The sequence below is a fragment of the Rhizobium sp. 18055 genome, from assembly GCF_902706285.1.
Lineage (GTDB): Bacteria > Pseudomonadota > Alphaproteobacteria > Rhizobiales > Rhizobiaceae > Rhizobium.
On the sequence record NZ_CACSKD010000049.1, the window covers coordinates 1 to 1,292 of the forward strand.

General features: G+C 63.5%; 1 protein-coding gene. It reads left to right on the forward strand.

Going from position 1 to position 1,292, the window contains the following annotated elements:
* A partial coding sequence (locus GVL52_RS27805) for a heavy metal translocating P-type ATPase (protein WP_160012635.1) occupies window positions 1-1,081 on the forward strand: 1,081 nt, incomplete at its 5' end.
* Between the last annotated feature and the right edge of the window lie 211 nt (window positions 1,082-1,292).

A 1,292-nucleotide genomic window follows, 5' to 3' on the forward strand; every position in this document is an offset into this window, starting at 1 on the left:
GGGGTTGGCCACCCCCACGGCCATCATGGCCGGCACCGGAGTCGCCGCGCGCCATGGGATCCTGATCAAGGACGCCGAGGCCCTGGAAACCGCACACCGCATCAACACCATCGCATTCGATAAAACCGGCACACTCACCGAAGGCCGCCCCACGCTGGCCGCAGCGATTCCTGCCCCGGGGCATGGCGAACAACTGCTCTCGTTCGCCGCCGCTATTCAAAATGGCAGCGAACATCCCTTGGCAAGGGCCGTGATGGACGCCGCGCGTGAGCAGGGAACGATCGCGCCCCGAGCCTCCCAAGTGGCCGCCGTGCCCGGCCGGGGCATGTCTGCCGTTGTCAAGGGAAGACAGATCCGCTTGGGAAGTACGCGCTTCATGAATGAGTTGGGGGTCTCCATGGACAGCCTGGCCCCCACGGAGGCTCAGATGCATGCGCAAGGCAGAACGGTGTCCTGGATCGCGGACGTGACGGAAACCCTCGAACTGATCGGTTTGCTGGCATTCGGCGATACGGTCAAGACGAGTGCACGCGGCGCGGTGGGCCAGTTGCACGGGCTGGGCATCGAGACGGTACTCGTCACCGGCGACAACCAAGGCAGCGCGGCCATGGTGGCGCGTGAACTGGGCATTGACCAGGTTCGTGCAGAGGTCCTTCCAGAGAGCAAGTCCGAGATCGTTTCCGAGCTGCGAGCGCAGGGAAAGCAGGTGGCCATGGTGGGCGACGGCATCAATGACGCCCCCGCGCTTGCGGCGGCCAACGTGGGGATCGCCATGTCCACCGGCACTGATGTTGCGATGCACGCTGCCGGGATCACCTTGATGCGGGGAGATCCTGCTCTGATCGCCGATGCGATCGACATCTCACGCCGCACCTACGCGAAAATCCGCCAGAACTTGTTCTGGGCGTTCGCATACAACGTGATCGGTATTCCGTTGGCCGCGTTCGGTCTGCTCAACCCCATGGTCGCTGGCGCCGCCATGGCGCTGAGCAGCGTGAGCGTGGTAACGAACGCGTTGACGCTTCGGTCGTGGAAGCGATCGTCAGGCGCGCCTGAGGAGGGTAGCTCGCCACAACGCTAAGTGCGAAGCCGTTCAGCGGGTGAGCCCTCTATGATGCGGTTCAATCGTTTCAAGAGAGGTGCTTGGTGCCAAAGACGCTGGGTCAAATGAGGAAACGCCTGGAGGAGGCGAGGGGCCGCGCCAACGACGCGGAGGCGATCATTCCTCTGATGAAGGAGGTGATCGCTCAGTATGACCTGTTGCCCGGCGATCTGTTCGATCAGGCCCACCC